This is a genomic window from Mycobacterium sp., assembly GCF_965230835.1.
Taxonomy (GTDB): Bacteria; Actinomycetota; Actinomycetes; order Mycobacteriales; family Mycobacteriaceae; genus Mycobacterium.
The window spans coordinates 3,066,709-3,093,537 of the sequence record NZ_CBDDLW010000002.1; the positions used below are offsets into that span (position 1 = coordinate 3,066,709).

Here is a 26,829-nt window from a genome sequence, read left to right on the forward strand (position 1 = left end):
ACTGCCGGGAAGGAAAGCTGAGAAAACAAATGGCGGACAACACAATCCAGTGGGACAAGGATGCCGAAGGCATAGTCACGCTGACGTTGGATGACCCCTCAGGGTCAGCCAACGTGATGAACGAGGCGTACATCGAATCGATGGGCAAAACCGTAGACCGCCTCGTTTCCGAAAAGGATTCGATCACCGGCGTGGTTATTACCAGCGCGAAAAAGACATTCTTTGCTGGCGGAGACCTCACCGCGATGATTAATGCCGGGCCCGAAGATGCCGGCGACTCCTTCGACACTGTCGAGACGGTCAAGAAGCAGCTGCGCACGTTGGAGACGCTGGGCAAGCCGGTTGTCGCCGCGATCAACGGAGCCGCACTCGGTGGCGGCCTGGAGATCGCGCTGGCCTGTCATCACCGCATTGCCGCCGACGTCAAGGGCAGCCAGCTAGGCCTGCCCGAGGTGACGTTGGGGCTGTTGCCGGGCGGCGGCGGGGTAACCCGCACCGTGCGGATGCTTGGTATTCAGAATGCCTTCGTGTCGGTGTTGGCGCAGGGCACCCGGTTCAAGCCGGCCAAGGCAAAGGACGTCGGGTTGGTCGACGAGATCTTGCCGACGGTCGCGGAGCTGGTGCCTGCCGCCAAGGCATGGATCACGGCCAATCCCGCAGCCTGCGAGCAGCCCTGGGACAAGAAGGGCTACAAGATGCCTGGCGGCACTCCGTCGTCGCCGGCGCTGGCAGCCATCCTGCCGTCGTTCCCGTCGAACCTGCGCAAGCAGCTCAAAGGTGCCCCGATGCCCGCGCCGCGGGCGATCCTGGCAGCCGCGGTCGAGGGAGCACAGGTCGACTTCGACACGGCTAGCCGGATCGAAAGCCGCTACTTTGCCCAACTGGTCACCGGGCAAGTGGCCAAGAACATGATTCAGGCCTTCTTCTTCGACCTGCAGGCCATCAATTCCGGCGCGTCGCGGCCGGATGGCATCGGCAAGACGCAAATCAAGAAGATCGGTGTGCTCGGTGCCGGCATGATGGGCGCCGGCATCGCCTTTGTTTCGGCCAAGGCCGGTTACGACGTTGTCCTCAAAGACGTCACTCTAGAAGCCGCGCAGAAGGGCAAGGGCTACTCGGAGAAGCTGCAAGCCAAAGCGCTGGAGCGGGGCCGCACCACCGCGGAGAAGTCCAAGGAGCTGCTGGATCGGATCACCCCGACAGCCGACGCCTCCGATTTTGCCGGCGTCGACTTCGTCATTGAGGCGGTGTTCGAGAATCAGGACCTCAAACATAAAGTTTTCCAGGAGATCGAAGACGTCGTCGAGCCCAACGCGCTGCTTGGGTCGAACACGTCGACGCTGCCGATCACCGGCCTGGCGACCGGGGTCAAGCGGCAGGAAGATTTCATCGGGATTCACTTCTTCTCGCCGGTGGACAAGATGCCGCTGGTCGAAATCATCAAGGGCGAGAAGACTTCTGACGAGGCGCTCGCTCGGGTGTTCGACTACACCCTGGCGATCGGCAAGACACCGATCGTTGTCAACGACAGCCGTGGTTTCTTCACCTCACGCGTCATCGGCACCTTCGTCAACGAGGCGCTGGCGATGCTTGGTGAGGGGATTGCGCCGGCCAGCATTGAGCAGGCCGGCTCGCAGGCCGGCTACCCGGCGCCGCCGCTGCAGCTGTCCGATGAGCTCAACCTCGAATTGATGCACAAGATCGCCGTCGCGACTCGCAAGGGTGTGGAGGATGCTGGTGGCAGCTACGTGCCGCACCCGGCTGAGGCGGTTGTCGAGAAGATGATCGAACTCAAACGGTCGGGGCGTCTCAACGGTGCCGGTTTCTACGACTACACCGACGGAAAGCGCACCGGTCTTTGGTCCGGGCTGGGCGAAACGTTCAAGTCCGGCAGTTCGCGCCCACCGTTGCAAGACATGATCGACCGGATGTTGTTCGCCGAGGCGCTGGAAACGCAGAAATGCCTCGACGAGAACGTGCTGACGAGTGTCGCCGACGCCAATATCGGGTCGATCATGGGTATTGGCTTCCCACCCTGGACGGGCGGCAGCGCTCAGTACATCGTTGGCTACCAAGGTTCGGCCGGAACGGGTAAGGAGGCCTTCGTGGCCCGAGCCCGCGAGTTGGCAGCCACCTACGGTGACCGTTTCCTGCCGCCGGAGTCCCTGTTGAGCTAGCCGCTGTGGGAGAAAACGCATTAAGCCCCCAAACATGTTGGGGGCTTAATGCATGCCTACGGTAGGCAACCAGCGCGGGCTTGGGCAGTGTTGGTCGTCGTGGGAATCTTCGGCGGGCCAACATGTTCGCCGGCATCTGTCAGTTTCGATGCCACGGCCAGTTCAGCGCCTCGGGGCAAGCGACGTAGCTCGTTGCTCAGAAGGGATATGCTGACCTCATGCTGGGCGGGACGGCGGTCAGCGCCCGGCCGTGCCAGTATCGCATCAAAGGCGTTGTTCCACTGGGTTTTCTGGAGTACCAGCACGGTGCTGCGTCTGATCGGCATTGCCAGGCGAGGAGGTCATGGTGTCGAGCGTTGACGTTGCGGTCGTTGTCGGTGCGGTCTTGGCCATCGCCGGCTTGGCGTGGTACTTCTTTGCCCCCCGCAGCGCTCATGCCGCGGCGCTAAGCGGCGGGGTTCAGCGGGTTCAGGTAACCGTTCGCGGCGGGTACAGTCCCAACGTCGTACAAGTGCGCCAAGGCATTCCGGTTGAGATCGAGTTCGACCGGCAGGAAACCGGGGACTGCAGCTCCCGGGTGGTCTTTCCCGATCTTCACCTTTCAGCGGCGCTGCCCGCGCATCAGCGCACCACGGTCCGGTTCACCCCACATCAGGCGGGGTCATTCGGGTTTGTGTGCAGCATGAACATGATCAGCGGCACCCTGGTGGTCATCCCCGACGCCGAGCACACCGGGTCCGTCGAACCCGCTGGGGCCGATAGCGTTCTCGACGGCACGCCGGCGGCCGGTATCGAGGAGCCGGTCGCCGCCGACGTTGAAGCCGCACAAGCCGCAGAACGGCAAGCCGAAATCGCCGACCTGATTCGCAGGGTGCTGATCGGCGCGGTACTTACCGCGCCGGTGCTGTATGCGGTGATGGCGCGCCCATTAGGCAGTCATTGGGTGCCGGCGGTATTGCTGAACAATTGGGTTCAGCTGGCACTGATCACCCCGGTGATGTGCTACGTGGGCTGGCCAATCCATCGCACCGGCTGGCTGGCGCTGGCGCATCGCAGCGCCGACATGAACAGCCTGATCACGCTGGGTACGCTCGCAGCCTACGGATATAGTGTGCTCGTCACGGTGGCTTCCACCGCCCTGCCGGCCGAAGTGCGCGATGTGTACTTCGAGGCCGTCGGCGTCATTCTCACCCTCATCATGCTGGGGCGACTCTTGGAAGCCCGAGCCAAGGCCGGCACTGGAGAAGCGATCCGCGCCTTACTTGGCCTGCAGGCGCGTACCGCGCGGGTGCTGCGCGACGGCGCCGAAACGGAGATACCCATCGAAGATGTCGTCGTCGACGACGAGATTCTGATCCGGCCCGGTGAGAAAATCCCGGTCGACGCCACGGTGTTGTCCGGACAGTCCGCCGTCGACGAGGCCATGGTCACGGGAGAATCGATGCCGGTCACCAAACACGCCGGCGACGCCGTCATTGGTGCCACCGTCAACACCACCGGATCGTTGCGGGTACGTGCGGCCAAAGTTGGCGCCGACACCATGCTGGCCCAAATCATCCGGATGGTGCAGCAAGCGCAGACATCCCGAGCCCCGATCCAGCGGCTCGCGGATGCGATCTCGGCGTACTTCGTTCCGGTCGTCATGGCGATCGCCATCGCCACCTTTGCGATCTGGTTTGTCGTTGGTCCGGCACCGGCACCGGCATTGACGCAGGCGCTGGTGTCGGCGGTGGCGGTGCTGATCATCGCCTGCCCCTGCGCGCTGGGTCTGGCCACCCCGCTGTCGATTATGGTCGGCACCGGAAAAGGGGCCGGCGCGGGAATTTTGATCCGCTCGGCCGAAGCGCTGGAGACCGCGCATCGGCTCGACACCATCGTGCTTGACAAGACCGGCACCGTCACCGCTGGCAGACCGACCCTGACCGATATCGACGGTGCTGGAACGTTTGCGGAGAACGACCTGCTGGCCCTGGTTGCGGCCACGGAAGCCGAAAGCGAACACCCAGTTGCCGGTGCTGTGGTGCAGGGCGCCCGGGATCGCGGCATCGACGTGTCCACTGCCAAAGACTTCGTTTCGATCACCGGAAAAGGGGTTCGGGCCACCGTCGGAGACAGCGAAGTGCTCGTCGGGACCGCCAGCCTGTTGGCTGAAAACGGCATCGAGACCGCCGAACTCGAGCGTAAAGGCGCCAATCTCGCCGCCGCAGGAAAAACACCGATCCTGGCCGCTGTCGACGGCCGGCCGGCCGGAGCGCTTGCCGTCGCCGACACGGTCAAAGACGATTCCGTCGCGGCGATCGCGGCGTTGCAGAAGCTGGGACTACAGGTGGTGATGATTACCGGGGACAATGCCCGCACCGCCGCGGCGATCGCGCGCCAGGTGGGCGTGTCACGGGTGCTCGCCGAAGTCCTACCCGAACATAAAGCCGGCGAGATCCGTCGGCTGCAAACCGAGGGACGCCGGGTCGGGATGGTCGGTGACGGCATAAACGATGCACCAGCCCTAGCTCAAGCCGATGTCGGGCTGGCCATCGGCACCGGTACCGACGTGGCTATCGAAGCAGCTGACATCACCTTGATCTCCGGGTCGCTGGCCGGGGTGGTCACCGCCATCCGGCTGTCGCGCCTCACCATGCGAAACATTCGACAGAACCTGTTTTTCGCCATGGTCTACAACGCGGTCGGCATCCCGCTCGCCGCCGGCGTCCTATACCCGCTGCTCGGGCTGCGGTTCTCGCCCATGATCGCCGCCGCTGCCATGGCTTTGTCCTCACTGTCGGTGGTGGGCAACGCCAACCGGCTTCGCCGGCACAGTGTTGAACCGCTGTCTCCGGCCCAGGCGACCACGATTGAACGTGTTGAACCTGAGGTGCAAGTCGGGGCTTCCCAACGCGAACCCTCCGCCGGTTCGGCGTGCGGCTGACGTTGCCGCTGGCGCACACCTCTGCGATCTGAGCCCACTCGTCCAAGCTGTCGACGAGGCGCCTAGAGTCGCACGTTATGCGCTTTGGTCTGTTCATTCCGCAAGGCTGGCGAATGGATCTCGTCGGCATCGAACCTGAGAAACACTGGACAGTGATGCGCGACCTCGCCCGCTACGCGGACGAAGGCGCCTGGGACTCACTGTGGGTCTACGACCACTTTCATACTGTTCCAATGCCGACCGGCGAAGCCACGCACGAGGCATGGTCGCTGATGGCGGCCTACGCGGCGAGCACATCGCGGATCAAGCTCGGCCAGATGTGCACAGCTATGAGTTATCGCAATCCCGTCTACCTGGCGAAGGTGGCAGCCACCACCGATCTCATCGCTGGTGGCCGAATTCAAATGGGTATCGGCGGTGGCTGGTACGAACACGAGTGGCGAGCTTACGGTTACGGTTTCCCGTCGGCGCGTGTGCGGTTGGCGCGGCTGGATGAAGGTGTGCAGATCATGCGTGCGGCGTGGCGCGACGGCACCGTCAGCTTCGACGGCGAACACTACCAGGTCGACGGTGCGATCGTGGCCCCGAAGCCATTGCAGGACAGTGGTATTCCCCTGTGGATCGCGGGTGGGGGTGAAAAGGTGACCTTGCGGATCGCGGCACAATATGCCCAGTACACCAACTTCGCGCCAGAGCCCACCGCATTCGCCCACAAGTCGCAGGTGCTGGCCCAGCACTGCAGCAAAGTGGGCACCGACTTCGACGCGATCGTGCGCTCGGCCAACTTCACGGCCGTAGTCGGCGCATCGGAAGCTGACGTGCAGGACCGAGTGCGGCGGGTACGCGACCGCATCGTCGACTACGTGCCCGAATCCGTGGCGGATGCAATGATCGCGGGCGTCGCCGGCCCGGATTCGGCGACGGGCACAGTCCAACAGGTGATCGACCGGATCGCGAAGATCCGCGATCTCGGCTGCGAATACGCGATTTGCTACTTTCCGGAGGCCGCGTATGACCGCTCTGGCCTCGAGTTGTTTGAACGTGAAGTGATTCCCGCACTGAGCTAGTGCCCGCGTGGGTCGCTCCGCCTAAATCGCCGGCCCCAACAAATCGTCGGCGTCTCGAATGATGTAGCCGTAGCCTTGCTCTGCCAAGAATCGCTGCCGATGCGCGGCGTAGTCGGCATCAAGGCTGTCGCGGGCCACCACTGAGTAGAAGATAGCGCCGCCGCCGTCGGACTTGGGTCGCAACAGCCGGCCCAGCCGCTGCGCCTCCTCTTGGCGTGAGCCGAACGTGCCAGAGACTTGCACCGCTACAGCTGCTTCGGGCAAGTCGATCGAGAAGTTAGCGACTTTGGACACGACCAGTGTGGACAACTCGCCGCGGCGAAAGGCGTCGAACAGAGCTTCGCGTTCTCGCGTCTTTGTCGACCCTTGGATCACCGGAGCGTCCAGCTCGGTGCCAAGCTCCTCGAGTTGATCCAAATAGGCGCCGATCACCAGCGTCTGGTCGCCGGGGTGTTTTTCGAGAATCGACTTGACCACAGCAACCTTGGTGTGCACCGTCGAACACAGCCGGTAGCGTTCTTCTGGCTCGGCTGTGGCATACATCATCCGCTCACTGTCGGTCATGGTGACCCGGACTTCGACGCACTCGGCCGGCGCGATCCAGCCCTGCGCCTCGATATCCTTCCACGGCGCGTCATAGCGCTTCGGGCCGATGAGGGAAAACACGTCACCTTCGCGACCGTCCTCGCGGATCAAGGTCGCGGTCAAGCCGAGCCGCCGCCTGGACTGCAGGTCGGCTGTCATTCGGAACACCGGCGCCGGCAGCAGATGCACCTCGTCGTAGATGATCAGCCCCCAGTCGCGGCTGTCAAAGAGCTCGAGATGCCGGTACTCGCCTTTGCTTCGGCGAGTCACCATCTGATAGGTCGAGATGGTGACCGGCCGGATTTCTTTGCGTTCTCCGGAGTATTCGCCAATCTCGTCCTCGGTCAAAGAGGTACGTGCGACCAGCTCCCGTTTCCATTGCCGGGCGGCCACGATGTTGGTGACCAGGATCAGCGTTGTGGCAGCAGCTTTGGCCATTGCGGCCGCGCCCACCAAGGTCTTGCCGGCGCCGCAGGGCAGGACCACCACCCCGGAGCCGCCGGACCAGAACGAATCGGTGGCCAGCTGCTGGTAGTCGCGCAGTTTCCAGCCGTCCTCGCTAAGGCTGATCGGGTGCGCCTCGCCGTCCACATAGCCGGCGAGATCCTCTGCAGGCCAGCTGATTTTCAGTAGCAGCTGCTTGACCCGGCCTCGCTCGCTGGGATGGACGATGACGGTGTCGTCGTCGATCCGTGCGCCCAGCATCGGTGCGATCTTTTTGTTGCGCAGCACTTCCTCCAGCACGGCGCGGTCCAGGCTGACCAGGGTCAGCCCGTGTGCTGGGTGCTTAACTAGCTGTAGTCGCCCGTAGCGCGCCATGGTGTCGACGATGTCGACCAGCAGCGGCTGCGGGACCGCGTAGCGGGAGTAGCAGACCAGCGCATCGACCACCTGTTCGGCGTCGTGTCCGGCCGCGCGGGCATTCCACAGCGCCAGCGGGGTAATTCGGTAGGTGTGCACATGTTCGGGTGCGCGTTCCAGCTCGGCGAACGGTGCGATGGCGGCACGCGCCGCCCCGGCCAGCTGATGGTCGACTTCGAGCAGCACGGTCTTGTCCGACTGCACGATCAGCGGGCCGTCAGTCACAGCGCCGCTCCTTCTCATCGCTTCGCTCTGCATGGTCGCTAGCGCGGGTCATGGCGTCCATTATTGTTCGTCGGCGGGCAGCACTGACGTGATGCGGTGGATGGCGAAGTCACGCAACTTTTCGGCGCCAGAATCGAAGGCGACGAGGTGCCCGCCCCGCACGCTGATCGGCGATATCACCCGCTGGGTGGCCACCCCGGCGGCGTCGAGGTAGCCGATCACCAAAGTGGTCTGATCTGCCGCTGCGCGCTGTAGCAGCGACATCGTCTCCGCCGGGTCGACGCGGGTATTGCCGAACGGCGCGGAGGTCACCTTGCGGAGTACCGCGACGACGGCATTGAGGGTCTGCCCGCTCGGGCGTGGCGACGGCCGGTACGGCCGGCGTTGCTGCGGTGTGGGCACCCGGGCGCCGCGCTTCCGGATGTCGACAACCGCGCCGGTGGAGTCTTCGGCGGCCGGGGCGAATCCGGCAGTCCGCAAAGCAACGAGCACTTCGGCGATCGGTGCCAGGGACACCGCGACCGTCGGGGCCAGCGCCCGTAGCCCTAGTTCCTCGGAGGCCGCCGCTGTGGCTTGGGCCAACAGCGCCGGATCTTCGCACCGCACGAACGACGCGGCCATACCTATCCGGAGCTGGCCGTGCCGGCGCGCGACGTCATCGATCAGATATGTCAGCCCTTGCGGCACCGGAGTTTTAGAGTGCCTAGTGAAAAAATCCTGCATCCAGTCACGGGATTTCCCGATATCGAGCGCGTGGCGGATCGAAGACTCGCTGATGCGGTACACCATCGCCGTGCCGGCCGATTCGACAGTGGCCACAGTGGCCAACTCCTCGGCAAGCTCGCGCTGCAACGGCCCGGGAACCACAACGGTCAGGTCGGCCTGTACCAGGAAATGGTCGATTGGTTCGGGTAGCGCGCGCGTCATCGCGGCAACCACGACTGCCGGGTCGGCGTCTTTTGGCAGCAATGCTCGCCCGGGGGCGCTCAGTGCTCCGCGGCCGACCAGGCCCAACGCTTGTGCTTCGGCCAGCAGATCCGCGACGGGTCCCGGCTGCAGCCGCCGGGCCCAACGCGGGCGCCGCCATATTAGGGCGGCGGATGCTTCGGCGGCGTTGACTCCCGCCCCGGCGGGCAGTTCGGCGAGCATGCCCAGCAACAGTCGGCGATCCAGGGGGGCTGCCGTTGAGAACAGTGAATTCGACAGGGCGCCATAGGGCTTGGAATCGGGACCGCGGCTGCCGATCAGTGCCGGCCGCCCGGGCAGGTCAAGCCAGGTGCCTGCCAGCAGGTGCCAACGCGCTGCCGCGGCCATCCCGATGAACCGGTCGGCCGCCGCTGTCGGCGCCCAATACGGGCTCTCGGTATGTTGGGCCTGCGGTGGTTGGGGATCAGGCGTGCCGCTGGCGATCAGTCCGGCTGCAGCCGATACCTCGAGGATTAGGCCCAGGCGCTGTTCGTCGATCCCTGTCGACTTGGCTAGCCGTTTGACCTCGCGAACCCCCAGACCACCGCTGCGTAGCTCGACAACTGGTGTGACACCCAGTGTTTCGAGCAGCACGTCAAGCTCGCGGAGCAGATCGATGACGGCCCCGGCCGCCGCCGCGTCGGCGTCGGCGGGCGTGGTGGTAGAAACCACCGGGTCGGGCGCCGTCAGCTGCAACGGACCGGGCTGCTCGTCGCGCAGCACCTGTCCGACGTGGCGGGGCAAGATCACCGTCTCGGCATCGATGCGTCGCAACAGGCCCATCGCCAGCAGCTGCGGTACCGGCCGGTTTGGTGGCGCACCGGGGGCGGCGTCTCGGGTGCGGCCCATCGGGGACCCCTCAAGCAACTTGTCCAGCACATCCCGCTGTGCTGGTTCGAGCTGGTCGATCAGAGCCGTGATCTGATCGACAGTGCCGAGGCTGTCTTCGAGTGTGACCTGTCCTGGATGCCACGGCAGTGCCATGCCGGCGTCGGCCGCCACCCGTACCGCGGCCTGGCCCCAGGCCAGGGCACGCTCTTTGAGGTCGGCCAGTGCCTGGTCTACCTCGGTTTGGCTGGCGCGGTCGCCGATCAGCGACAGCAGCTTCGATACCGGCACCGGCGTGGTGTCGGCATGCAGCACCAGCAACGCATCGAGCACCGCCAGCGCCAAAAAATTGAGCTCGTCGGTGGCAGCCTTGACCGACTGACGGGCCTGCGCGCGAGCAGCCAGCGCGGCGATATTGCCGGGCGGCGGTTGCGCAAGGTCTGGCCGCAGCTCCAGGAGCCGGATCAGCCGCTCGTCGGGCAAGTCGGCAAGCCAGGACCCCAGCGGGATATCCGGGGTGTGTTCGGTCATCGCTGATCAGCGTAGGCCGCACCTACAGCCTTGCGCCGCGGGCACGTGCTCGACCTGTCAGAATGAACCACGTGGCTGACATTGCTGAAGGTAAAACGCGCAAGAACCGGTACGTCGATAACGGCTGGCCGACCACGGACCCGGATGACCACGCGGTAAGCGAACTCGCATCCGACCGCACGGGTGCCCTGTCGCCCTTCGGTGAAGTGGTTTTTCCGGTGCCCTCCGGCGATCTGCCTTATGTCCACCCGGTGACGGTCGTCAACTGGTAGGCAGCCGCGATGGCCGAGGTTCCCCAGGCATCCAACGCCCCGGTGGCGGGTGACTCGGGCGATCACTGCGGCGGTGTGCTTTCGCACCTCGATGAGCGAGGGGCGGCTCAGATGGTCGACGTGACCGAGAAAAAAGCAACCAAACGCACCGCTGTTGCCGCGGGTGTCTTGCGTACCGTTCCGGAGGTGGTAGCGCTCATTACGGCCGGCGGCCTGCCCAAGGGCGACGCGTTGGCTACTGCTCGGATAGCGGGAATTTCAGCGGCCAAACGCACCAGCGATTTGATCCCACTGTGTCATCAGCTGGCGCTCACCGGCGTCGACATCGATTTCGCCGTGGGCGAGTCGGATATCGAGATCACTGCAACGGTGCGAAGCACCGACCGAACAGGCGTGGAGATGGAGGCGTTGACCGGCGTTAGCGTGGCCGCCCTGACGCTCTACGACATGATTAAGGCTGTTGACCACGCAGCACGTATTGATGACGTGCGAGTGCTCCGTAAAGAAGGTGGCCGTAGTGGGACCTGGACGCGACGATGAGCGCGCGATCCGCACGAGTCATCATTGCCTCTACCCGATCGGCTGCCGGTGCGTATGCCGACCGTTGTGGGCCGATTATCGCTGAATGGCTCGCAGAGCGCGGGTTTTCGCTCGCACAGCCGAAGATCGTCGCCGACGGCAACCCAGTTGGCGAGGCCTTGCAACACGCGCTTGCCGAGGGAGTGGACGTGGTTGTCACCTCCGGTGGTACCGGCATCTCACCCACTGACAGCACCCCAGAGCAGACCGTTGCGGTCCTCGATTACACAATTCCGGGGTTGGCCGACGCGATCCGCCGCGCAGGGCTACCGAAGGTGCCGACGTCGGTGCTCTCACGCGGGGTGTGCGGTGTGGCCGGTCGGACCCTGATCATCAATCTTCCGGGTTCACCCGGCGGTGTACGGGACGGCCTGGGGGTGCTCGCCGACGTGTTGGACCATGCGCTCGATCAGCTCGCTGGCCAAGATCACCAACGATGACATCGATTCTGCGCACCGCGGTGACTGAGCAGCCGATTTATCTGGCTGAACACCAGGAGCTGGTCAGCCACCAATCGGCCGGTGCCGTCGTCGGGTTCGTCGGCATGATCCGTGACCACGACGGCGGACGTGCCGTGTTACGGCTCGAGTATTCTGCGCATCCGTCGGCTGCCAAGGTTCTTGCGGATGTAGTGGCTGAGGTTGCTGCCGAGTCCAGCGGGGTGCGGGCGGTGGCCGCCAGCCACCGCGTCGGTGTGCTGCAGATCGGAGAGGCAGCCCTGGTTGCGGCTGTCGCGGCTGACCATCGACAGGCAGCTTTCCAGGCTTGCGCGCACCTGGTGGACACCATCAAAGAGCGGCTGCCGGTGTGGAAGCACCAGTTCTTCGAAGACGGCACCGAAGAATGGGTGGGTTCGGCCTAGCGGGCGGAACGCCGAGTGGGCCGCGTGATCAGCAGGCTCACGTCAGTCGCGGCGACGCGAGCACTTGGTGAGGCCGCCGGGGCGGCCTCGGCGCGACCACGTGTGTATCAGCCGAAGGTTGGCGGCTGGGCGAGCGCGTCCAGCGCGTTATTGCCGTTCACGTCCTCTGCCTGGATCGCCGCCCACAGTTTCTTGGTGTATGCGACATCGGAGGCCCGATGAACTTCTCCGGGGGGTACCGCGTTGTCGCCGGGAACTGGCGGCGGTTGCAGGCCCGGGTCGCCGATTGGCGGGGCGTCTGGGCCAAGTGGACCGCCGGGCGGGGGTGCGAAGTTCGGTGGTGGGGCTGGTGGCAGGCCGGCTGGGGGTGGTGGGGGTGCCGGGGGTGCGAAGTTCGGTGGTGGGGGTGGTGCTGGGGCGCCGAATGGTACGGGTGCGCCGTTGCCGGAAAGGTCGATTGGGAGAGGTAGGGGAGCTGGCGGTGGTGGTGGCGGTGGAGGTGGTGGAGGTGCTGGCCAGCCGAAGGGGGCAGGCGGCCCCAGCGGTGCCGGTGCGGTATTGCCGGCGAGTTCTACCGGGGGAGCTGGGGGCGGTGGGGGTGCGAAGTTCGGTGGTGGGGCTGGTGGCAGGCCGGCTGGGGGTGGTGGGGGTGCCGGGGGTGCGAAGTTTGGTGGTGGGGCTGGTGGCAGGCCGGCTGGGGGTGGTGGGGGTGCCGGGGGTGCGAAGTTCGGTGGTGGGGGTGGTGCTGGGGCGCCGAATGGTACGGGTGCGCCGTTGCCGGAAAGGTCGATTGGGGGAGGTAGGGGAGCTGGCGGTGGTGGTGGCGGTGGAGGCGGTGGAGGTGCTGGCCAGCCGAAGGGCGGAGGCGGCCCCAGCGGCGCGTCCATTGGGGCAGGAGGGGGCAAGACTTCGCGGGGTGTTGCGCCCGACAGTCCGTGGCCACACACCGGCCAGGCGCCCCGACCTTGGGTCGCCAGAACTCGCTCGGCAACGGTGATCTGCTGGTCTCTAGTGGCGAGCTGCGCAGATGGCGCGAATTCGCCACCTCCATGGGCTGCCCAGGTGCTCGGGGAGAACTGCAGGCCACCTTGGTACCCGTTGCCGGTGTTGATCGACCAGTTGCCGCCGGATTCGCAGCGGGCTACCTGATCCCACTCGCCGTCAGTGGCGGCGGCCGCATTGGCGGCCAGAGCCATGCTGCCGCTACCAAGCACAGCGCCGGTAAAAGCGATCTTGGCGACACTGACGCTGGAGGTGGTCGGTTTGCGGTGACGTCCGCTCATCTGCGATTCATTTCCTCTCGGTACACGCCTACGAGGTCAGCTGTCGGGTTCGGGCGGAGGGGCTGCCCGGCCGACATCGTCACGTGGTGAGAGGTCGGCTTCACCCCAAGGAGCCGCAAGCGGCCCCGGTCCGATTTCGGTGGACTTGGTGGGTCCCCCGTCTCCATCCGTGTGTCGGTATTCCCCGCCTATTGGATGGAGCTCGGCGCGTAATAGGTTGGGAGGCCCACCACGCCGGTCAGCTTGGCGAGCTGCCGGAGACGGTAGCCGCTGTAGATGATCGGGTCACGTAGGAATGAATCCGGCGATTCCGTCACAGAGGATGCACGAAAAGTCAGGAAATAAGACTATTTCTGCAGGTCAAAACCTATGAGCCCCAAGCGTATCCGGGTCGCTACCATTCCGCTACGTGAGGAAACTCACAGTTGTTTAGCCACCCGAAAAGGGCGGCAGTATGTCAACGGTGGCGCCTGTGGGTAGGGCCGTGGTGCGGTCGCGAACCGCGACTCCATCGCATAGAAATGAGCATCGGTTCAGCACCGTCGCGAGGGAAACGCCCCGCGACGCTAGGCTGTCTACCAACTCGGCCACTGTGGCCCCGGCGGGCAAAGTCACATTTTCTGACTCTGCCCCGGCAGCTGCCCGGGCCGCCGCGAAGTAGCGGACAGCCACCTGAATTGCGTCCGATTCGTTGGTCGCTTGAGGCATCGCTCAGCCGCCGATCGCGCTCATCGGCCGATCTGGCTGAATGAAATCAGGTTCGTTGATGCCGTGGCCGGCAGGTTTGCGCCACATCGCCAGGCGCCATGCCGCCTCGATGGCAGCGTCGTCGACACCGGTGTGCAGCAGGCCGCGAAGGTCGGTCTCCCGGGTGGAGAATAGGCAGCTGCGAAGTTGGCCGTCGGCGGTGAGCCGGGTGCGGTCGCAGGCCGCGCAGAACGCGTGCGACACCGAGGCGATAACTCCAAACTTGCCAGTCGGTGTGTTCGGGCCGGTATCGACTAGCCAGAGCTCGGCCGGGGCGGAGCCCCGTGGTGCCGGGTCCGGTCGTAGCCGGAAGTGCGGCCGCAGTGCCGTCAACACGTCATCGGCGCACGGCGCGGCATCCCGGCGCCACTCGTGTCCCGCGTCTAGCGGCATCTGCTCGATGACCCGCAGCTGATACCCGTGCGCCAGGCAAAAACGCAGGAGCGTGACGACGTCCTCACGGCCGGTGGTGGGGTCGAGGACGGCGTTCACCTTGACCGGCGTCAGACCGGCCTTTTCGGCTGCGGCCAGGCCAGCCACCACATCGGCCAGCCGGTCTCTACGTGTGATCGACGCGAACCGGGCTGGGTCGACGGTGTCCAGCGACACGTTGATCCGGTCTAGGCCCGCTTCGGCGAGCGCGGCGGCTCGTCTGGCCAGCCCCACGCCATTGGTGGTCAGCGAGATCTCTGGCCGGGGCTGCAAGCCGGCTGCCTTCGCGACAGCCTCCTCCAGGTTGGGAGACAGCAGCGGCTCACCGCCAGTGAACCGCACGCTGGTGATGCCTAGCCGGTTGACCGCGATTTTCATCAGCCTGGCCAGCTCGTCGATCCTGAGCAGTTGCTGGTCAGGAAGCCAATCGAGGCCTGCTGCCGGCATGCAGTAGCGGCACCGCAGATTGCAGCGGTCGGTCAGCGATATTCGGAGATCGGTGGCAACCCTGCCAAATGTGTCCAGAAGCGGGCCGTCGATTGGTGCGTCCCGAGTTGCCTCCGGGTCGTTTTCGCGGCCCGCGACCTGGCCGCGTACCGTCGGTACGCCCAGCGCGGTTAGTGTCATGCCTCCACCTAGTCGGATCGGGCTAGTGAGTCGGTGGGAACAATGTCCTTGCCCAGCGGCACCAGAGATACGGGGATCAGCTTGAGGTTAGCCAAGGCGAGCGGAATGCCGATGATCGTGATCGCCATCGCGGCCGCGCTCACCAGGTGTCCGATGGCCAGCCATATCCCGAAGAGCAGCACCCAGATGACGTTGCCAATCAGGGCGCCAGTTCCCGCGTTGGGCTTCTCGACGATCGTCCGGCCGAACGGCCACAGCGCGTACGACGCGATGCGAAGTGCCGCGAAACCGAAGGGGATGGTGATGATGAGCACGAAGCTGACAAGCGCTGCGATCAGGTATCCGAGTGCCAGCCAGAGGCCGCCGAAAACCAGCCAGATAACGTTCAGGATTAGGCGCACATCTCCTCCAGCTGTTGGGTCAGCTTACTTGGTAACCGGTAAACGGGGGTGCTTGGTGGGCAATCATCCGAGTAGGATCTGAGATCGTCATCGCGTCCTGCGCCGGCGGGACGCGTCTTCTGTTGCCAATCCTAATGACTCGTCAGACAAGCAGGTGAGAGCAGTGCCGACCGGCAAGGTGAAGTGGTATGACTCCGACAAGGGGTTCGGCTTCCTGTCGCAGGAGGACGGCGAGGACGTCTACGTCCGCTCCTCAGCGTTGCCTGCGGGCGTTGAGGGGCTCAAAGCGGGGCAGCGTGTGGAGTTCGGCGTTGCTTCTGGCCGTCGGGGACCGCAGGCATTGAGCCTTAAGGTGCTGGATCCGCCGCCGAGCTTGTCCCGGACGCGCCGTGAGGCACCCGTTGAGCACAAGCACAGCCCAGACGAGCTGCACGGCATGGTCGAAGACATGATCACGTTGCTGGAGGGCGCGGTGCAGCCGGAACTGCGCAAGGGGCGCTACCCGGACCGCAAGACGGCTCGTCGGGTCTCCGAGGTGGTCAAAGCAGTGGCCCGGGAACTCGACGCCTAGCTTGGCGACGATTCGCGCCGCGGGGCGGCGTGGGGAGGAGCCGAGCAGTCGAACCTAGCTTGGCGACGATTCGCGCCGCGGGGCGGCGTGGGGAGGAGCCGAGCAGTCGAACCTAGCTTGGCGACGATTCGCGCCGCGGGGCGGCGTGGGGAGCAGCCGAGTAGTCCAACCCTCTTGGCGGCCTGAACGCGCGTTGCGAACGGGTGTAACGAAGCTGCCGAACCGGCCATTTCCCCGAGGCTTGGGCCGTAGTATTTGGGCAGGCAGCGGGTATTCAGGCCGCGTTGTGATTCGTGGCGAGGAGGCGGCGATGGCGCAGCAAGCTCAGGTTACCGAGGAGCAAGCGAGGGCCCTGGCCGAGGAATCCCGGGAAAGCGGATGGGACAAGCCGTCGTTTGCCAAAGAGTTATTTCTCGGTCGATTTCCGTTGGAACTCATATACCCCTTTCCCAGGCCCTCGGACGAAGATGAGCAGCGGATCAACGCGTTTCTCGGAAAGCTTCGGGACCTGCTCGGGACCATCGATGGCAGTGTCATCGAACGAGACGCCCTGATTCCCGACGAATACATCAAGGGCTTAGCTGAGCTGGGTTGCTTCGGTATGAAAATCCCGTTCGAGTACGGCGGCTTAAACATGTCGCAGGTGGCATACAACCGAGCCCTGATGATGGTGTCGACGGTCCATCCCAGTCTTGGTGCACTGCTGTCGGCGCATCAGTCGATCGGGGTACCCGAGCCGCTCAAGTTGGCTGGTACTCCTGAACAAAAGCAGAAGTTCTTGCCGCGTTGCGCCGCCGGCGCTTTGTCGGCGTTTCTGCTGACCGAGCCGGATGTGGGCTCTGATCCGGCGCGATTGGCCTCTAGTGCGACGCCAGTCGATGATGGGCAGGCCTACGAGCTGGACGGCGTGAAGTTGTGGACCACCAACGGCGTGGTCGCCGAGTTGCTGGTGGTTATGGCTCGGGTGCCGCGCAGTGACGGACACCGAGGAGGAATCAGCGCCTTTGTGGTGGAGGCTGATTCGCCAGGGGTCACCGTAGAGCGGCGCAACACCTTCATGGGCCTACGCGGGATCGAGAACGGCGTGACCAGGCTGCACCGGGTGCGGGTTCCTGCTGAGAACCTGATTGGCCGTGAAGGCGACGGTCTGAAGATCGCGCTGACCACGCTTAACGCCGGACGGCTTTCATTGCCGGCAATGGTGACTGGGTCTGCTAAATGGTCGCTGAAGATTGCGCGGGAATGGTCCGGTGAGCGGGTGCAATGGGGCAAGCCAGTCGGCAAACATGAGGCGGTGGCCAGCAAACTCGCTTTCATGGCTGCCACCAACTACGCACTTGATGCGGTGCTGGAGCTGTCCGGTCAGATGGCTGACGAGGGGCGAAATGACATCCGGATCGAGGCCGCGTTGGCCAAATTGTGGTCCAGCGAGATGGCCGATCTGATCGGCGACGAGCTACTGCAGATTCGTGGCGGCCGCGGATACGAGACCGCGCAGTCTCTCGCCGCGCGCGGTGAGCGGGCAGTTCCGGCAGAGCAGGTGGTTCGGGATCTGCGGATAAACCGCATATTTGAAGGGTCCAGCGAAATCATGCGGTTGCTCATCGCGCGTGAAGCTGTAGACGCGCATCTGACCGCTGCCGGTGATCTCGCGAATCCCAAAGCCGATTTGCGGCAGAAAGCCGCGGCGGCGGCAGGCGCGAGCGGATTCTATGCAAAATGGTTGCCGAAATTGGTTTTTGGTGAGGGGCAGCGGCCCAGAGCGTTCAATCAGTTCGGCTCGCTGGCGTCCCATGTGAGGTTCGTCGAGCGCTCTAGTCGCAAGCTTGCCCGCAATACCTTCTATGGGATGGCGCGCTGGCAGGCCAGTTTGGAGCAACGGCAAGGCTTTCTGGGGCGCATCGTCGACATTGGCGCCGAGTTGTTTGCCATGTCGGCGTCGTGTGTTCGGGCCGAGGCTCAGCGGGCCGCAGATCCGGTAGTCGGACAGCAAGCATACGAATTGGCCGAAACCTTCTGTCAACAAGCGACGTTGCGGGTTGAAGCGCTGTTCGAGGCCTTGTGGAGCAACACCGACAGCAGCGATGTCCGCCTGGCCGACGCTCTGTTAGAGGGCCGATACGGCTGGCTGGAGGCCGGCATTATCGATCAGTCTGAAGGCACCGGACCGTGGATTGCGCACTGGGAGCGGGGTCCTTCCACCGAAGACAATCTGGCCCGGCAGATCTAGGCGCCGTTCGCTTTCGGCTGGGCGCAACACGGGGGCTGCGCGGACGATCGGTGTGCAGGCTCAGCGGGATGCTTGCCTTGCCGGCCTACGCGAGCGGCATGTTCTAGACGTCAGGTTCCGGCGACGCGTTGACGACTCTGTTGCTGCCGGATAGGGATATGAGCCCGGTCGGCGTCACAAATCGTCGCGCACGGTCCGCGCCGCGGCCACCGACATCTGAGCCACTTCGTCGATGAGATCTTCGCGGGACACGGTGAGCTTTCCGTCGAGCCAGCTCGTGACGGCCTGCGCGGTGCCCGCCACGATTACCAGGGCGGCCAGCTGCAGCCGATCACGCTGGCTTTGCGTGCTTTCGGTCCCCGCCAGCAGCAGCTCGGTGAGCAGCTGGGCGAGGGTGTGTTCGGCACCGCCGACGGTGTCTTTGAGCAGCTCGCTGCCGATCACGTCGGTGAAGAACCGGGCCTTGCGCGGATCGTCGGTCAATGTCGTGATCACTCGGCCGATTCCCTTGCGTGCGCGATCCACTAGACCCGGGGCCGAGTCGGATATCGAATCCACGATGTGATCGGAGATTTCGGCGAGCAAACTCTCTGCCAGCGCGACGAAGAGTTCGTCGCGGCTGCGGAAACTTTCGTAGAAATATCGTTTAGACAGGCCGGCCTGCCGGCTGACTGCTTCGATTGTCGTCGCGGCGGTTCCGCTGGCGCCGACACTTTCCAGGCATGCCTCGAGCAGTTGGTTGCGGCGATGGTCGCGCCGTTCGTCTGCGCTGATTCCTCGGAACGGTCGGACGACATGAGGCATGGGTATATCTTGACACGCCGTCGTGCCACTTTTATATTGTTGGAACGGACTAGTTCCTACTTCGTTGACCAAGGGACCCAATGTCGAGTCTTCTTAGCGTGCCGAGGTTTTTGGCGCAACGGACCGCCCACTTCAATCGGGCCAAGCCGTATCCGGCTACTGTGCCGCGGCCCGACGGACCGTCCAAGCGCTGGGGTCGGTCCTTGGCTGTGCTGGCGCGGAGGCGTGTCCGGGTTGTCGACGTTGCTCGTGAAACTGACGACGTGGTGACCCTGCATCTTGAGGCGACTGATGGGCAGCCAATCCAGTTTCTCAGTGGTCAGTATCTGACGCACTGCTTCGAAATCGGAGGAGTCACGGTCAAGCGCGCTTATTCGATTTGCGCCGCCGAAGGGGATCGGCTGGCGTGCGCCGTGAAAGCGATCGACGGTGGGGTCGTATCAGGCTTCATGCATCGGAGCGTGGCGGTCGGGTACGAATACACCGTCCTGGGGGCTTCGGGGGATTTCGTCCTTCCGCGGGACGACTCTGTGCCGCTGGCATTCTTGGCGGCGGGCAGCGGCATTACGCCAGTGATCGCCATGATCGAGACGGCGCTGCGGCGCTCGCCCACGCGCGTCATCTCGCTGGTCTACGCTTCGCGCCGACAAAACCAGATCATCTTCGCTGATCGGCTGTCCGCGTTGGTCAAAAAGCATCCGCAGCTGCAGGTCGTGCATGTGCTGTCGCAGCCAAGGGCAGGATGGTCGGGCGAGACCGGGCGACTCACCGGTGAACGTGCCGCGGCTCTGCTGGCCGCAGCGCCCGGTGCTCAGGTGTTCCTCTGCGGTCCAACGGAGTTGATGGATGCCACCGAGACGGCGTTGGCAGTCCTAGGCATTGGCGCAGACCTCATCCACCGAGAACGGTTCTACGCGGCGCCGCAACACACCCGAGCCTTACCGACGGAACCGTACTCGGTGGAATTTCGCGCCTCCGGCCGCACCGTCAGCCAGCGGCCAGGTGAGACGATTCTTGACGCCGGTCTAGGCGGCGGGTTGAAGCTCGATTTCAGCTGCACCGTCGGCGGTTGCGGAGCGTGCAAGCTCAGAGTGCTTAAAGGAGCCGTCACGGTCGACGAACCGAATTGCCTCACCGATCAAGAACGATCCGACGGCTACATCCTCGGCTGTTCTGCCTACGCCCACGAAAGCGTCGTCCTCGACGCATGATTGCCCAAGGAGGCGCACGATGCGCAATTCGGTGAAAGCTTCGGTGGACACAATGCTGCGCGGACTACCGTTGAAGGCGCAGAACAAAATTCACGCAACGCTTGACAACGTGGGCATGATGCTGTCGGTGGAGAACCCGAAAGTTGCTGCTGCCATGGCGCCCTCGGCGATTCGTGGCTTGGTGATGGGCAACGGCAAGCGTGGCGATCACGTCGACATGCCTGCTCACCACGATGCGCATTTCACGTTGACCTACCAGGGTGACTTCAACGAAATGTACGAGTTGTATCGCCGCGCGGTGTCCAAACAATGGGACGGCGACAGGGACCTGCCGTGGGAGTTGGATGTCACCCCGGACAATCCGAACGCGCAGATTTTGCCGCGCAGCTTCGTGCCGTTCGACGCGGTTGAGGGATTCGGCGTCAAGCTCAACGCGGCAGAAGAAAGCCAGCTGACGTGGGACGTGGCGGCGTGGATGCTGAGTCAGTTCATGCACGGCGAGCAAGGCGCGCTGTACGCGGCAGCGCAAGTAACCGAGTCGGTGCAATGGACTGATGGAAAGCTATACGGTGCAACACAAGTTATGGATGAGGGCCGTCACCTCGAAGTGTTCTTGCGTTACCTCGAAACGAAGCTGGAAAAGATCTACACCGTCAATGACAACTTGTTCGTCATCATCGACGACCTGATGACCGATGGCAGGTGGGATTTCAAATTCCTTGGCATGCAGATCATGGTGGAGGGGCTCGCTCTCGGTGCGTTCACCACCATGTTCCAGCAGACGCGCGAGCCGTTGCTGAAACAGTTACTCAGGATGGTCATTCAGGACGAAGCCCGCCACGTCCACTATGGCGTACTGGCCTTGCGTGAACACATCACTAAGAACATCTCGGCCAAAGAGCGCCGCGAGCGCGAGGACTGGGCCTACGAGGTGGCGTTGCTTATGCGCAACCGCTTCAAGATGCGCGAAGTCTACGAAGAATGGTTCTCGCACAAGGTGTCGCTGAAAGCTTGGGACGAACAAATGCTGCACGCGCCGAGCATGCTCAAGTTCCGCAGCATTATGTTCGAGCGGCTCGTCCCCAATCTCGACTACATCGGACTGATGAGCGACAGGATCAAAGGCCACTACGAAAAGTCAGGCCTCACCCAGTATCTAGGTGGAAAAAACGCCACGCAGCTCACAGAGGACGATCTGACGGTCGAAGCGGCTGCCGAACACGACGAAGAAACGATGCCCGAGGAGCTAAAGGAGTTGGCCGCTCAGGCGTAGCGTCCTGGCGGGTAATCGGGCGTTCACAGACGCCTCCAACGGGGCCGTAGTCGTTTCAGCGCCTGAGGGCTGACGTGGCTCGACAACTCGATTTCGGCATGGCCGGCTTCAGAAATCCAGGCGAACGGACCATTCCGCGTGCGGTGCGTCGCGCAGTTCACCGGAGCTGTCGACGACGAGCGTGAGCAACTGCACAACCAGCCCGGTCAGGCGCCCGCGCTGCGGGTCGACCGTGGGGATAGTGACCGCGAGTCGAGTACCCGGCCGGAACAAGGCGGCAGTGGTGTTGGCCGGGTCCTCGTACACCTGGAGTAGTCGCCAGGGTGCCCTGGAAATCGGCCCGGGAACGGAGAGCTGGACCGGAAATTGTTCGGTCACCGGCAGTTGTCCCTGGGTGTGCGGTGTCTCACAGTCGTTGAGATCGAGCACGTTGCAGTACATGTACGGTCCTACCCGGGTCAGGTGGCCATGCGAGTATGCGCTGATCGCGGGCCGATGTGGCCCATGGCCTCGCGCCAGCAGCCATGCGCCGACCCCGGCCCCGGCGGAGAGCAGCGCGACCCCAATAACGAGCAGCGCGACTAATACGCGTTTCATGGCGGCTCCGCTCACGTCGCTGAAGCACCCTGGCGCCGGTCCTCCTGCTCGACCATGACGGGGCGATTACCGCCAAGGCCGGGGATCAACGAATGACCCCGGAAGCTAACAACAGTCTGTGCTAGCCCCAGGATTAGCAGCGCGCTGATGGCGGTGAAACCGACCCACAATTCCGTGTAGACCAATACGCCGACCGCGCCGCCGAGCACCCATGCCAGCTGCAGCGTCGACTCCGAACGTCCGAAACCCGACGCCCGCGACTCTTCGGGCAGATCATGCTGCAACGATGCGTCCAACGAGGCCTTTGCGATTGCGCTGGAGCCTGAGGTGAAAAGCGCTGCGAGCGCCGCTGCGAGGAGGCTGCCGGCCACCGCGGCCATCAGGGCGAACATACTTACCACTACGGTGCAGCGCACCACCACCACCGCCGGTCTGCCCAGTTGCAGGCGTGCGCTGGCGAAATTGCCGGCGAAATTGCCGACCGCGGCAGCTGCGCCGATTAGCCCGAGTATGCCCAGTTGGACCCAGCCGTCGGCATCATGGGCTTTGGCGACGAACGCCGGATACAAGGTCAGAAAGCCGACCATCACCTTGATGGTGCAGTTGCCCCACAACGAGGTAATGATGTTGCGGCCCAGCGGTTGTCGAAGCGTTCCGCTGAGGTTTTTGACTTCCTCCGGCCAGCTTCGCCGCTGCTTGCCAGTGTCCTGGTGATAGCTGAGCGTGGCCGGAACCTCGCCGGTGGTGACTTCGACCCAGCGCGGAATCCGCATCGAGAGGGTGGCGCCGGCGATCGTGACTGCGACGACAACGAACAAAGCACCCGGCAGCTCGAACAAGCGGGTACAGGCGAACTCGACGGCGGCTGCAACGGCGCCGCCTGCGATGGTGCCACCGAGCAGGCCGAACACTGTCAGTCGGGAGTTGACTCGCACCAAATCGATCGTTGGCGGCATCACCCTCGGCGTCACCGCGCTCCGCAGCACGCTGAATGACTTCGAGAGCACCATCATGCCCAGCGCGCACGGGTACAACACCCAGGACGGGAATCCGCCGGTGGCGCCGTCGTAGTTCATGATCAGCAGCACGGCCAGCGCGGTACGAAGCCCAAACGACAGCGCGAGCGCGACGCGACGCCCGTGCTGCAGGCGGTCGAGTGCTGGACCGATAAGCGGCGCGATGACGGCGAACGGCGCGATGGTGATGAGCAGATACAGGGCCACTTTCGACTTGCTCTCCCCGCTGGCGGCCGCGAAGAACAAGGTATTGGCTAATGCGACGGCCATCGCCGAGTCGACCGCGAAGTTGGCCATTGCCGGCCAGGTCAGCGCTGTGAGTCCAGACTTGTCCGCACCGTCGGCAGTGGCCGCCCGCTGGACGAGCCCGTACATCCGGGAACCCATTTCACGGCTTCGCATCGCCGCGGCGCGGGTGACGGTGATCCGCTCGCCGGGGTACACAGTCCGCGGCGGCATGTTCTTGTGTTCGGGTTCTGGTTGCTCGCCCAGCGGGGGCAGATAGCGGTTGGAGCTGGGCATCGGCGGAGGACGGCGCGACCGCCGATAACTGGGCTCGTCGGCCGGGTAATTGGCCATACCCGGATGCTCGTTGACCGTTTCGTTTCGGGTTCCGCCGCCCGGGGGTGGGGGCATGCGGCCCGGATGTTCACGCTGCCGTCCAGACACGATTCAATTCTGTCCTATGCCGACTCCCAGCGTAGTCAACCGGGTGTGGCTCGGCAGCCGTGTCTTACGGCAATATTGACTATGCATTGCAGAGAGGGAGCAGCATGACCGGACCTGACGAGGAATCCGCGGTGGCGACTGTGGCCGAGTGGCCCGAAGTGTCGGCAACGCTACTGACAGCTGCTGTCGACCAGGCCAGGATGGCGGTCGAGGAGTTCAGCGGCCCGGAGACGGTCGGAGACTACCTGGGCGTCAGCTATGAAGATGCCAACGCCGGCACGCACCGGTTCCTGGCGCATCTTCCTGGCTACCAGGGATGGCAGTGGGCCGTCGTGGTCGCCGCCTACGGGGGCGCCGAGCACGCCACCGTCAGCGAGCTGGTGCTGGTTCCAGGGCCGACTGCGCTGCTCGCGCCCGAGTGGGTGCCCTGGGAACAGCGGGTGCGTCCGGGGGATTTGAGCCCCGGCGATCTGCTGGCGCCGGCAAAGGATGACCCGCGGCTGGTTGCGGGGTACTGCGCCAGTGGTGACCCGCAGATCGACGAGACCTCCGCCGAAATCGGGCTGGGTCGGCGTTGGGTGATGAGTCCGTGGGGCCGCTCCGCAGCGGCCGAGCGATGGCACGACGGCGACTACGGCCCCGGATCGACGATGGCGCGTTCCACCAAACGAATGTGCCGCGATTGCGGTTTCTTCCTGCCGTTGGCCGGATCGCTGGGCGCAATGTTCGGGGTGTGCGGCAACGAACTCTCCGCCGACGGGCATGTTGTGGACAAGCAGTACGGTTGTGGAGCTCACACCGACACCCCGGCTCCGCCGGGGAGCGGGTCACCGATGTACGAGCCATATGACGACGGAGTGCTCGACATTATGGATAAGCCAGCAGCGAAGCCGGACGATCCTCCCGCGGAGCCGCCCGCCTAGTCCCTTTCTGCGGCGGCTTTGATGTTCTCTAGCGAGGCGTTCATGCCCTCAACCAGTTCACGTTCAAAGTTTGAGTTCCCGCCCAAAAAAGCGTTTACCGAGAGGCTCGAGAACGCGCTGACGCCGTTTTCGGCATGGCGGCTTTCGATCACCCGGGTGGTCTCGCCATTCTGTTCAAGCTCGTAGCTCCAGATGGTGCGGTTGGAGTTCACTCGGAACGCCAGCTTCTTCTCCGGGATGACTTCGATAACCGTGCTCGTGGTAGGCCAGAAGATACGGTTGCGTCGGTTGAGATTGAACGTGCGGGTGCCGCGGCGCAGCGGGCCAAATGCCTTCATCCAGCGGCATTGTGGGCTCCACTGCGGCATTCGCCGAAAATCGGATATTAGCGCCCATATTTTTGAAGCCGGGGCGTTGATGTCAATCTGCGCTTGTAAGAGTGGGGTTGCCATTCGTCCTCCCGGGTGTACACGTGTGGTTCCAGTCCGTCAAAACTCACTTAGGGTCGAGATGGGTTTCCAGTCCGGCTTGCGCGCCTCGCGCACCGCGGCGGGCGGCAGCGAGTTGCCACACGAACAGGCCCGTGCCGAGTAGCCCCACGCCCAGCCCGGCCACCGTGACTGGACGCCAACTTTCGAGTTCGGGCACCAGGAACGCGGCCGCTGCGGCGACCAGCCAGGCCAACGCGCCGACCGCGATGAACGGCCACACCTCCAGCAGCGCGCCCGGTAGTGGCGGCGCCTCGGGGGTCTGGCCAGGTTCGGCAGTCATCGCACTTCAACATAGCTCGGATTACGTAGTAGGTGACACCGCGGTTCACCTGTCGCCGTTTCAGGTGCCCTGTTCTCGAGTTCCGTTGTAACCTCGCGCTGTGCCTGACAGTGATGCGCGACTGGCCAGCGACTTGTCGTTGGGCGTTCTACGGCTAGCGCGGCAACTACGGTTTCGGAACCCGTCATCGCCGGTGTCGCTGTCGCAGTTGTCGGCATTGACGACCTTGGCCAACGAGGGCGCGATGACGCCCGGTGCGCTAGCGGTTCGCGAACGAGTCCGACCGCCGTCGATGACCCGGGTGATCGCTTCCCTGGCCGACATGGGGTTCGTCGATCGCACCCCACACCCCGTCGATGGTCGCCAGGTGCTGGTGTCGGTGTCCGACTCTGGGGCCGAATTGGTCAAGGCCGCCCGGCGCGCCAGCCAGGAATGGCTGGCAGAACGGCTCGCAACGCTGGACAGTGATAAGCGTGACACCCTGCGCGGCGCAGCCGATCTGATCCTGGCACTAGTAGACGAAAGCCCGTGAGTGCGCAGAATTTCGCTGCACGCATCGACGTTCGGGACGTCAGCGATCCCGACGACCCGCGGCTCGACGATTTCCGTGATCTGAACAGCGTCGACCGCCGGCCCGATCTACCCACCGGCAAGGGGCTGGTCATCGCCGAGGGCGTGCTGGTCGTGCAGCGCATGCTGGCGTCCCGCTTCATCCCGTTGGCCTTCCTGGGCACCGACCGCAGGCTGGCCGAGCTCGAGGATGATCTTGTTGCCGCCAGCGGCGCCAGCGGCGCCGGGGGCGCCATTGCCCCCTACTACCGCGTTTCCGCCGATGTCATGGCCCAGGTGGTTGGCTTTCACCTCAACCGGGGTGTGCTGGCGGCTGCGCGCCGAGCACCGGAGCCGGCTGCTGCACAGCTGATCAGCGGCGCTCGTACCCTGGCGTTGCTCGAAGGGGTAAATGATCATGAGAACCTGGGCGCGATCTTCCGCAACGCGGCCGGGCTGGGCGTAGACGCGGTGCTGTTCGGCACTGGCTGCGCCGACCCGCTTTACCGTCGCGCGGTGCGGGTCTCTATGGGGCACGCCCTGCTGGTCCCGTATGCCCGGGCAGCCGACTGGCCCGCCGAACTGATGATGCTGAAGCAACACGGTTTTCGGCTGCTGGCGTTGACTCCGCGCAGCGATGCGTACTCACTGCCGGAAGCGATGGCCGCGGTGGTCGACGAACCAGTTGCGTTGCTGGTCGGTGCTGAAGGCCCGGGATTGAGCGCGACCGCATTGCGGATCAGCGATATGCGCGTCCGCATCCCGATGTCGCGGGGTACCGACTCGCTGAACGTCGCAACTGCGGCCGCACTGGCCTTTTACGAGCGAGCTAGGCTCGCCCCGTGAACG

The 26,829-nt window shown here is 64.3% G+C and carries 25 protein-coding genes and 1 riboswitch; of the genes, 14 read left to right on the top strand and 11 right to left on the bottom strand.

Annotated elements, in window-relative coordinates; genetic code table 11:
- Positions 1–29: 29 nt before the first annotated feature.
- The 3 genes from ACO07W_RS14590 to ACO07W_RS14600 all read left to right on the top strand — a co-directional run bounded on the left by ACO07W_RS14590 (position 30) and on the right by ACO07W_RS14600 (position 6,167).
- On the top strand, positions 30–2,177 hold the full coding sequence (locus ACO07W_RS14590; protein WP_421844221.1) for a 3-hydroxyacyl-CoA dehydrogenase NAD-binding domain-containing protein: 2,148 nt from the start codon (positions 30–32) through the stop codon (positions 2,175–2,177).
- A gap of 346 nt (positions 2,178–2,523) precedes the next feature.
- Entirely contained in the window at positions 2,524–5,100 is a 2,577-nt protein-coding gene (locus ACO07W_RS14595) for a heavy metal translocating P-type ATPase (RefSeq protein WP_421846007.1), read from the top strand.
- A gap of 77 nt (positions 5,101–5,177) precedes the next feature.
- A complete protein-coding gene (locus tag ACO07W_RS14600) occupies positions 5,178–6,167 on the top strand; it encodes an LLM class F420-dependent oxidoreductase (RefSeq protein WP_421844223.1) in 990 nt (329 codons plus the stop codon).
- 21 nt (positions 6,168–6,188) lie between these two features.
- On the opposite strand, the gene ACO07W_RS14605 is transcribed toward ACO07W_RS14600, so the two are convergent.
- Both ACO07W_RS14605 and ACO07W_RS14610 read right to left on the bottom strand, forming a co-directional pair.
- Positions 6,189–7,838 carry a DNA repair helicase XPB gene (locus ACO07W_RS14605; RefSeq protein WP_421844225.1) on the bottom strand — a complete coding sequence of 550 codons (1,650 nt, stop codon included), beginning with the start codon at positions 7,836–7,838 and terminating at the stop codon, positions 6,189–6,191.
- Positions 7,839–7,898: 60 nt separating this feature from the next.
- A complete protein-coding gene (locus ACO07W_RS14610) occupies positions 7,899–10,163 on the bottom strand; it encodes a helicase-associated domain-containing protein (RefSeq protein ID WP_421844227.1) in 2,265 nt (754 codons plus the stop codon).
- Between the two features lie 71 nt (positions 10,164–10,234).
- Between ACO07W_RS14610 and ACO07W_RS14615 the strand changes: the two genes are divergently transcribed.
- From ACO07W_RS14615 to ACO07W_RS14630, 4 genes are read left to right on the top strand one after another with little or no spacing between them, the layout of a single operon-like run.
- Positions 10,235–10,435 carry a hypothetical protein gene (locus ACO07W_RS14615; RefSeq protein WP_421844229.1) on the top strand — a complete coding sequence of 67 codons (201 nt, stop codon included), beginning with the start codon at positions 10,235–10,237 and terminating at the stop codon, positions 10,433–10,435.
- Between the two features lie 9 nt (positions 10,436–10,444).
- Positions 10,445–10,975 carry a cyclic pyranopterin monophosphate synthase MoaC gene (moaC, locus tag ACO07W_RS14620; protein WP_421844231.1) on the top strand — a complete coding sequence of 177 codons (531 nt, stop codon included), beginning with the start codon at positions 10,445–10,447 and terminating at the stop codon, positions 10,973–10,975.
- Positions 10,972–11,454 (top strand): MogA/MoaB family molybdenum cofactor biosynthesis protein, encoded by a 483-nt coding sequence (locus ACO07W_RS14625; RefSeq protein WP_421844233.1) that lies wholly within the window; start codon positions 10,972–10,974, stop codon positions 11,452–11,454. The genes moaC and ACO07W_RS14625 overlap by 4 nt, the downstream gene beginning before the upstream one ends.
- Positions 11,451–11,876, top strand: coding sequence for a molybdenum cofactor biosynthesis protein MoaE (locus ACO07W_RS14630; RefSeq protein ID WP_421844235.1), 426 nt, complete (start codon positions 11,451–11,453; stop codon positions 11,874–11,876). The genes ACO07W_RS14625 and ACO07W_RS14630 overlap by 4 nt, the downstream gene beginning before the upstream one ends.
- A 107-nt stretch (positions 11,877–11,983) precedes the next feature.
- Here ACO07W_RS14630 and ACO07W_RS14635 read toward each other — a convergent pair whose 3' ends face one another.
- The 4 genes from ACO07W_RS14635 to ACO07W_RS14650 form a co-directional block, all read right to left on the bottom strand.
- Positions 11,984–13,159 carry a transglycosylase family protein gene (locus ACO07W_RS14635; protein ID WP_421844237.1) on the bottom strand — a complete coding sequence of 392 codons (1,176 nt, stop codon included), beginning with the start codon at positions 13,157–13,159 and terminating at the stop codon, positions 11,984–11,986.
- Positions 13,160–13,168: 9 nt separating this feature from the next.
- A riboswitch (cyclic di-AMP (ydaO/yuaA leader) is annotated at positions 13,169–13,349 on the bottom strand.
- A gap of 239 nt (positions 13,350–13,588) precedes the next feature.
- Complete coding sequence (locus ACO07W_RS14640) at positions 13,589–13,867, bottom strand: MoaD/ThiS family protein (RefSeq protein ID WP_421844239.1); 279 nt, start codon at positions 13,865–13,867, stop codon at positions 13,589–13,591.
- Positions 13,868–13,870: 3 nt separating this feature from the next.
- Positions 13,871–14,965, bottom strand: a complete 1,095-nt coding sequence (moaA, locus tag ACO07W_RS14645; RefSeq protein WP_421844241.1) for a GTP 3',8-cyclase MoaA — start codon at positions 14,963–14,965, stop codon at positions 13,871–13,873.
- A gap of 8 nt (positions 14,966–14,973) precedes the next feature.
- Entirely contained in the window at positions 14,974–15,366 is a 393-nt protein-coding gene (locus tag ACO07W_RS14650; protein ID WP_421844243.1) for a YccF domain-containing protein, read from the bottom strand.
- 163 nt (positions 15,367–15,529) lie between these two features.
- Here ACO07W_RS14650 and ACO07W_RS14655 point away from each other — a divergent pair, with 163 nt between their 5' ends.
- Both ACO07W_RS14655 and ACO07W_RS14660 read left to right on the top strand, forming a co-directional pair.
- Complete coding sequence (locus ACO07W_RS14655) at positions 15,530–15,937, top strand: cold-shock protein (RefSeq protein WP_421844245.1); 408 nt, start codon at positions 15,530–15,532, stop codon at positions 15,935–15,937.
- Positions 15,938–16,247: 310 nt separating this feature from the next.
- On the top strand, positions 16,248–18,167 hold the full coding sequence (locus tag ACO07W_RS14660) for an acyl-CoA dehydrogenase family protein (RefSeq protein ID WP_421844247.1): 1,920 nt from the start codon (positions 16,248–16,250) through the stop codon (positions 18,165–18,167).
- A gap of 174 nt (positions 18,168–18,341) precedes the next feature.
- Here the strand turns inward: ACO07W_RS14660 and ACO07W_RS14665 are convergent, their stop codons facing one another.
- The gene (locus ACO07W_RS14665) at positions 18,342–18,971 is read right to left on the bottom strand and encodes a TetR/AcrR family transcriptional regulator (RefSeq protein ID WP_421844249.1); all 630 of its coding nucleotides are present in this window, start codon (positions 18,969–18,971) and stop codon (positions 18,342–18,344) included.
- Positions 18,972–19,069: 98 nt separating this feature from the next.
- On the opposite strand from ACO07W_RS14665, the gene ACO07W_RS14670 reads away from it, so the two are divergent.
- Positions 19,070–20,182, top strand: a complete 1,113-nt coding sequence (locus ACO07W_RS14670; protein WP_421844251.1) for a 2Fe-2S iron-sulfur cluster-binding protein — start codon at positions 19,070–19,072, stop codon at positions 20,180–20,182.
- 19 nt (positions 20,183–20,201) lie between these two features.
- Complete coding sequence (locus ACO07W_RS14675; protein ID WP_421844253.1) at positions 20,202–21,455, top strand: ferritin-like domain-containing protein; 1,254 nt, start codon at positions 20,202–20,204, stop codon at positions 21,453–21,455.
- 108 nt (positions 21,456–21,563) lie between these two features.
- Here the strand turns inward: ACO07W_RS14675 and ACO07W_RS14680 are convergent, their stop codons facing one another.
- Both ACO07W_RS14680 and ACO07W_RS14685 read right to left on the bottom strand, forming a co-directional pair.
- Positions 21,564–22,052: a DUF2771 domain-containing protein gene (locus ACO07W_RS14680; protein WP_421844255.1), complete on the bottom strand. Its 489-nt coding sequence runs from the start codon at positions 22,050–22,052 to the stop codon at positions 21,564–21,566.
- An 11-nt stretch (positions 22,053–22,063) separates the two neighbouring features.
- Positions 22,064–23,704: an MFS transporter gene (locus ACO07W_RS14685; RefSeq protein ID WP_421846008.1), complete on the bottom strand. Its 1,641-nt coding sequence runs from the start codon at positions 23,702–23,704 to the stop codon at positions 22,064–22,066.
- Positions 23,705–23,841: 137 nt separating this feature from the next.
- Here ACO07W_RS14685 and ACO07W_RS14690 point away from each other — a divergent pair, with 137 nt between their 5' ends.
- On the top strand, positions 23,842–24,660 hold the full coding sequence (locus ACO07W_RS14690; protein WP_421844257.1) for a DUF3027 domain-containing protein: 819 nt from the start codon (positions 23,842–23,844) through the stop codon (positions 24,658–24,660).
- On the opposite strand, the gene ACO07W_RS14695 is transcribed toward ACO07W_RS14690, so the two are convergent.
- Positions 24,657–25,112: an SRPBCC family protein gene (locus tag ACO07W_RS14695; protein ID WP_421844259.1), complete on the bottom strand. Its 456-nt coding sequence runs from the start codon at positions 25,110–25,112 to the stop codon at positions 24,657–24,659. The genes ACO07W_RS14690 and ACO07W_RS14695 overlap by 4 nt on opposite strands.
- Positions 25,113–25,155: 43 nt before the next feature.
- Entirely contained in the window at positions 25,156–25,431 is a 276-nt protein-coding gene (locus ACO07W_RS14700) for a DUF2530 domain-containing protein (protein ID WP_421844261.1), read from the bottom strand.
- A 100-nt stretch (positions 25,432–25,531) separates the two neighbouring features.
- Here ACO07W_RS14700 and ACO07W_RS14705 point away from each other — a divergent pair, with 100 nt between their 5' ends.
- Positions 25,532–25,963: a MarR family transcriptional regulator gene (locus ACO07W_RS14705; RefSeq protein ID WP_421844263.1), complete on the top strand. Its 432-nt coding sequence runs from the start codon at positions 25,532–25,534 to the stop codon at positions 25,961–25,963.
- Entirely contained in the window at positions 25,960–26,826 is an 867-nt protein-coding gene (locus ACO07W_RS14710; protein ID WP_421844265.1) for a TrmH family RNA methyltransferase, read from the top strand. Before ACO07W_RS14705 ends, ACO07W_RS14710 begins: the two co-directional genes overlap by 4 nt.
- Positions 26,827–26,829 lie beyond the last annotated feature (3 nt).